This is a genomic window from Sulfitobacter sp. L-8 (assembly GCF_056859255.1).
This window is the reverse complement of record NZ_JBSXOD010000047.1, coordinates 1-5,715: the sequence shown is the minus strand read 5'-3', so window position 1 is coordinate 5,715 and position 5,715 is coordinate 1. Positions and strand designations below refer to the sequence as shown.

The window sequence follows — 5,715 nt, the reverse complement described above, 5'->3', positions numbered from 1 at the left end:
GCGCGGCTGCGGGATAGTCTCATAAATATCGACTCCTTTTCCTCTACAGTATCAATTACCCCGACTCAATCTCAAAATGAAAAAACCACAAACCATTGAAAACACATGGCACCCAGTCTCAAAAACCTCGGCACAACGACATCACTGGGAAATGGCCTCAGAGGACGAGAAGTCGACATCATCAAACTCTGGTGCATTCAGTATCGCCCATGACGACGAGAGAGATCAAGAAAAAAGCAACGATATCTCCCTACCCGCCCACGTCGCGGGCTCAGGCGGTCTCGATCGCCTGGTCGACACTGCCCGCGCCTATGCGCGCGCTGCGGCCTCCGACAACACGCTGAAGGCCTACGCGAAAGACTGGGCGCATTTTGCACGCTGGTGCCGGATGAAGGGCATCGAGCCTCTGCCGCCCTCGCCAGATATGATCGGGCTTTATCTGGCGGATCTGGCCTCCGGGTCGGGCACCTCCCTTGCGCTATCCGTCAGCACAATCGAACGCCGCCTTTCAGGTCTCGTTTGGAACTACGCGCAGCGCGGGTTCTCCCTTGATCGCAAGAACCGCCATATCGCCACGGTGTTGGCCGGGATCAAGCGCAAGCATGCGCGCCCGCCTGTGCAAAAAGAAGCGATCCTGGCCGAAGACATTCTCGCGATGGTAGCCACCCTGCCCTACGATCTGCGCGGGCTGCGGGATCGGACGATCCTGCTCTTGGGTTATGCTGGCGGCCTGCGCCGCTCGGAAATCGTCAGTCTTGATGTGCACAAGGACGACACGCCGGACTCTGGCGGCTGGATTGAGGTACTAGACAAGGGTGCCCTGCTCACGCTCAACGCCAAGACCGGTTGGCGCGAGGTCGAGGTCGGTCGCGGCTCCAAGGATCAAACCTGCCCCGTGCACGCGCTCGAGCAATGGCTGCACTTCGCAAAGATCGACTTCGGTCCAGTCTTCGTCGGCACTTCGCGCGATGGCAAACGCGCCACGGAAACGCGACTGAACGACAAGCATGTCGCCCGCCTGATCAAGCGTACGGTCCTGGACGCGGGCATCCGATCAGAGCTGCCCGAGAAAGAGCGCCTGGCGCTGTTCTCTGGCCACAGTTTGCGCGCCGGTCTCGCGTCCTCGGCTGAGGTGGATGAGCGCTATGTTCAGAAGCAGCTCGGCCATGCTTCCGCCGAGATGACCCGCCGTTACCAACGCCGCCGTGATCGGTTCCGGGTGAACCTGACCAAGGCCGCCGGTCTCTGAACCCGGGTTCCCTCACGCGGCCTGTCCGCTGAGCCTGCCATAGAAGCTGCGCTCGAGGTGCAACTCCCCTGCCCCGGCTTTCTCGACCATGCCGCGCAGATATCCGCCCGGCGAGGAAACCTCACCCACGCTGTGCTTCTCGAAGACGAGCGCAAACGCGGCCGTGGCCACCTGGGTGCCCATTCGGTCCTGCGCCACGTTCCAGGCATGCTCCGAGATCCCGATCATCGGCCTGAGTTGCCCCGCAACCCGGTGCAGGTCGCCCCAATCCTTCAAGAATCCACCCATATTGCGCGCCCAGGATGCGAATTCGGGACAGGCCTGCATGATTGTCGGCAGGTCGAGCGCTGTGCGCTTCTTGCGCACCTCGGCAACCCAGTCTTCCAACTCCCTATCAACCCGCTCTTCGGGTGGCGCATTGGGCACCACACCCGCCGCTTCCTCTTGTTCAGAGGAATTACCAGTTACAGGATTAAGTTGATTTGTAATTAGTATATGAGGTTCGGAAATGACCTCCCTGGGGTTCATTTTTTGAGTGTTCTCCTTCATTTGGGCATCGTTATTATCCGTGTTTTCCACAGGTTTCACCGCGGCGGTCGCCTTGAGATAGGCCGCCTCCACCCGTTCCTGCAGTTCCTTGAACCAAGTGAGCAGGCGCACAAGCCGTTCGGAGACTTCGTGTCGCCGCGGTAGCTGGTCCAGAAGCTCTTCGAAGACACCCGTGAATTGGCTCCAGGGCCCGCGCAGCGCGCTGCTGATAGCCGCCTCAATCCGGGCGCGGATCATCCGGCGCGCCACCGTGATCTGGCGCTTCAAGCGCTGGCAGAGCTCGCGTTCAGCCTGCAACTCGGCATGCAGTTCCTCGAAGTCCTCGACGCGGGCTGAAAGCGGCGACAGGTCGAACCCATAAGCCTCGACGATGCGCCCCTCGGTGTCCCTGCGGCCCCACCGCTTGCCATTGGGACTATCCTGGAAGGAGATCACACCGATCTCAGCAAGGCGCCGCGCGTGGCGTTTGAGGGCCGACAGCGAAAAACCTGTCTGCTCCATCAAATAGGCGTTCGACGCCCAGACGATCGGACGCTGCCCCTCTTCCCAGTCCTGGGCCTGGGTAAAGGCCCCGAGCGTGTCGAGGAGCACCATGTCACCGGCTTTCAGGCCGATATGTGCCCCCACGCGCTTGAATGCCACGAAGGCCCGTGTTTTGGGTATTGCTACCCGTTCACCGGCTTGGGCAAGTTGCTCAGCAACCCCAAGACCCGGTGTCGGCTTGCGCCAACCTGTATGTTTCATGCCTGTATCTCACCTCCGGTTATGTGGAGGCAAAAGAAAGCCGTTCGCTCAAAAGCGTTCGTCGTTGACAGTGATTCGTGGGAGAGGTATCTTCTAAGCGACCAAACTTTTCAGATTAGCTCTCAGGCCACGCTGCTTGGGGGCTTTTCTTTTGCCTAGATCATCGTTCCGACTGCTCCTCTTTTGTCGCGAGGAATTGGCTGTAGAGCTGATCCAGTCGACCGGAGAGAAAGTCTCCGAACTCGGTTGAATCTTGCGCCGTGAGCGAAATACTGAATGCCTTACCGGACCGGCCGATGACGCCTTTGATGCGGCCTTTGCCGGCGGTCCAGGTGCGTTTCTTGGGCGTAGCGCGTGCTTTTCGTCGCTTCGGAGCCCTACCCGCTTCTGCCAGTTTGCTGTGCAAGAACTCGAAGCGAGCATCACTATCGAGTTCCTGAAACCCTTCAAATTCAAAGGCTTCTTTGAGGATCTTGTCGTTCGCCGGCTCCAAAGCCAGCTTCTTGAAATCTTCCCAGCGATCACGCCCGATCTGCTTGGCTGGGCCAATCTGCTCGATAACGTCCCGCGGGACATTCTGAGCCACCGACAGCATGCGCGAAAGCAGTGTCCCATCAATGGTCAACGCAGCTTGGATCACATCCTTTGACTGCTCCATATCCAAGAGACTCTTCGCAAACAGCGCCTTTTCGATGAACGAGAGATCTGCGCGTGCCGTATTCTCCTGCCCTTGAGCAAGAATGTGCGCCACATCGTCCATTGGTTTGACAATAGCGCGAACTTTACGGTTGAGCGCCGATGCAACTCGAACGCGGCGATGCCCGAAGACGATCATATAGCGACCGTCTATTTCTGGATGCGGGCGAAGCAATACTGGTGTGTCTTGGCGGCCGGCTGCGATTGATGCCTTCAGTTCATCGAATGCCTGATCGTCATCGCTGAGGCGATCCGAGACGAAGGACACGTCGATCAATTGTGGATCGATCTCGACAATCGTTTCCCCTTCCAGGAGACGCTTCGAGTTCTCCGCGAGGCTGTCGATTGAAACTTTCATCGACTTCGAAGCACCGCGCATTGCGTATCCAGAGCGGCCAGAATCCTTGGGTTGCTCCGGGGAACCGCTCATGACGCTTTTCAGGAGGTCTTTCCGAGCCATTAAGCTAGCTCCTTTGCTTCGCGATCCAACCCAAGCTCTGCGCTCATCCGATCAGTTGCACGGCTGTCAAAACTGGTGATCTGCACGGCTGTCAAAATGTCGGTCATTCCCGCCCCCAGGCCTTGTGGATCAGCTCTGCGATCTCGTCGTTCACGTCGTTCAAAGAAGTGACAGCGCGATCATAGGTGGTCCGGACGAACTGCGACCGCTCGACTTCGTAGAGCGTCTGCTTCGTTATCCCTGCGTCGGATATCGCGGTCGATTTCAACACTGGAGCCGACAGCATCTGATTTGGAAACATTGCCTGGAGGAACCCGACCATCTGCTTTTGGGGGCCGTCCGTCGGTTCAAATCGCGTTACGAGGTAACGGAACCACTTCAGTCGCATGTTTGCTCCAGCGTCACGGATCGTCTTCATGATCCCGCCCAACATCAGAAGAAACTGGCTCATCGACATGACGTCCAACATCTGAGGATGGACCGTCACAATCACCGAAGATGAGGCCGTAAGAGCGGTGAGCGTCAGGTAGCCCAACTGAGGGGGGCAATCGATTACGACCACATCATAGCGCTTATCGACCTCGCCGAGCGCTTTGGATATCCGAGTGAAGAAGGTTCGCCCCTCATGGGGGTCACTGCTCGTCAGTGCAACCGGGGTATCATATTCGTACTCTTGCAGTTCGAGACTTGCCGGAACGATATCCAGATTTGGAAAGTTTGTCGGTCGGATTACTTCGGAGATGGGCTTGCGCTCGTCATCATACCGGAGTGTCTCATACAGCGAAGGCACGTTGTCGAGTTCAGGCTGAATACCGTGCAAAGCTGTCAGCGAAGCTTGAGGATCCAAGTCGATCGCAAGAACGCGATGGCCCTTCAGCGCCAGATGCTGAGCGAGATGAGCTGCGGTGGTGGTCTTTCCGCTGCCCCCTTTAAAGTTCACGACAGACACAACGTGCAACTCTTCGCCTGGCTGTCGGTAGGGCACATATCGACGCTTGCCAGGCCGACCATGTTTGTCCAGATAAGCTCTCAGCTCGAGCATCTGCTCCGCAGAGTAGCTACGCCTTCCGGATGACGACGTTTCAGGCTCGGGGCCTTTGCCCTCGAGGTGAAGCTTCTTGATGGTCGACTGGGTTACGCCAAGATAGTAGGCAACCTCCGCGAGCGAAAACTGACGTAGACCTTTCTGGGCATCTGGAGGATACTGTTCCTGCCGCAACATATTGAGGCGGTCAGAAATCAACTCTCCCTGCTGAAGGATGATCTCGTCGAAGGGTTGATCCTTCGTATCAGCCGTAAATGACCTATCTCGCATCCGCCTGCCCTCTAAATATCGCTTTTTCAGCGATTTCGCTCTTTAAAGTGTCATCTACACGGAAAAACGAGTCTTAACAACGATTTTTACCCAGAGGCTCGAACCCACTCGACGCACTTGGCGGTTTAGATGCGGCGACAAGCTGTAGCGATCACAGAACACCGCAACTCAATATATAGGGATAATAGCGACATCTTCGACACAGTTATTTGGTCATGTCTCGCGGCGATACCTATGTAACCATTTGTTTTATATTGAATTTATGCGGCTGCACGGCTGTCAAAGCACATGCGGATCTAGGACTCGAAACTCCCGGCAGAACCGCGAAACCTAGGGTGCCAAAACGAACAGTATCCGCCGGGCCTTACAAACGAGCTATGATCATTTGCCGCCGTTCGGCACTTCAATCACGGCAGACCAACAAATAACCAAGTCGCTTCAGGGACCTGGAAGGCAGCATAAGTCGGCTGGGTTGCCCCAGCCGATTCTTCGCGTCACACGGCGTCTTTGGGCCCCCAGGGGATGACGGCCTGCAGGGACAGATCGTCCTGGTTCGCGGCTTTGCCGAGGTTGGCGTTGAAGCCGTGGTCGCGGATGGTCAGCGTGTAGTAGTCGGCGCCGGTCTCCTTGTTCTGCTTCTTCCAGATGCCGCCGCACTCGACCAGCTTGCCGCGCGGGGAGCGACCAAGGACGCGGTGCGTC

General features: G+C 57.3%; 4 protein-coding genes and 1 pseudogene. 1 reads left to right on the top strand and 4 read right to left on the bottom strand.

The genetic code is table 11. The features are described 5' to 3' along the window. Positions 1–151: 151 nt before the first annotated feature. On the top strand, positions 152–1,249 hold the full coding sequence (locus AC13DE_RS11015; RefSeq protein ID WP_483047853.1) for a tyrosine-type recombinase/integrase: 1,098 nt from the start codon (positions 152–154) through the stop codon (positions 1,247–1,249). Between the two features lie 12 nt (positions 1,250–1,261). On the opposite strand, the gene repC is transcribed toward AC13DE_RS11015, so the two are convergent. From repC to AC13DE_RS10995, 4 genes and pseudogenes are all read right to left on the bottom strand, one after another. Further along, entirely contained in the window at positions 1,262–2,542 is a 1,281-nt protein-coding gene (gene repC, locus AC13DE_RS11010; RefSeq protein ID WP_483047852.1) for a plasmid replication protein RepC, read from the bottom strand. 160 nt (positions 2,543–2,702) lie between these two features. Next, positions 2,703–3,698: a plasmid partitioning protein RepB gene (repB, locus tag AC13DE_RS11005; RefSeq protein WP_483047851.1), complete on the bottom strand. Its 996-nt coding sequence runs from the start codon at positions 3,696–3,698 to the stop codon at positions 2,703–2,705. A gap of 103 nt (positions 3,699–3,801) precedes the next feature. After that, positions 3,802–5,013 (bottom strand): plasmid partitioning protein RepA, encoded by a 1,212-nt coding sequence (gene repA, locus AC13DE_RS11000; RefSeq protein WP_483047850.1) that lies wholly within the window; start codon positions 5,011–5,013, stop codon positions 3,802–3,804. Positions 5,014–5,507: 494 nt separating this feature from the next. After that, positions 5,508–5,715, bottom strand: a pseudogene (locus tag AC13DE_RS10995) (hypothetical protein); the annotation flags it as partial.

Coding starts and splice junctions, on each gene's coding strand:
- AC13DE_RS11015 (WP_483047853.1), top strand. CDS start 152: ATGGCCTCAGAGGACGAGAAGTCGACATCATCAAACTCTGGTGCATTC.
- repC (WP_483047852.1), bottom strand. CDS start 2,542: ATGAAACATACAGGTTGGCGCAAGCCGACACCGGGTCTTGGGGTTGCT.
- repB (WP_483047851.1), bottom strand. CDS start 3,698: ATGGCTCGGAAAGACCTCCTGAAAAGCGTCATGAGCGGTTCCCCGGAG.
- repA (WP_483047850.1), bottom strand. CDS start 5,013: ATGCGAGATAGGTCATTTACGGCTGATACGAAGGATCAACCCTTCGAC.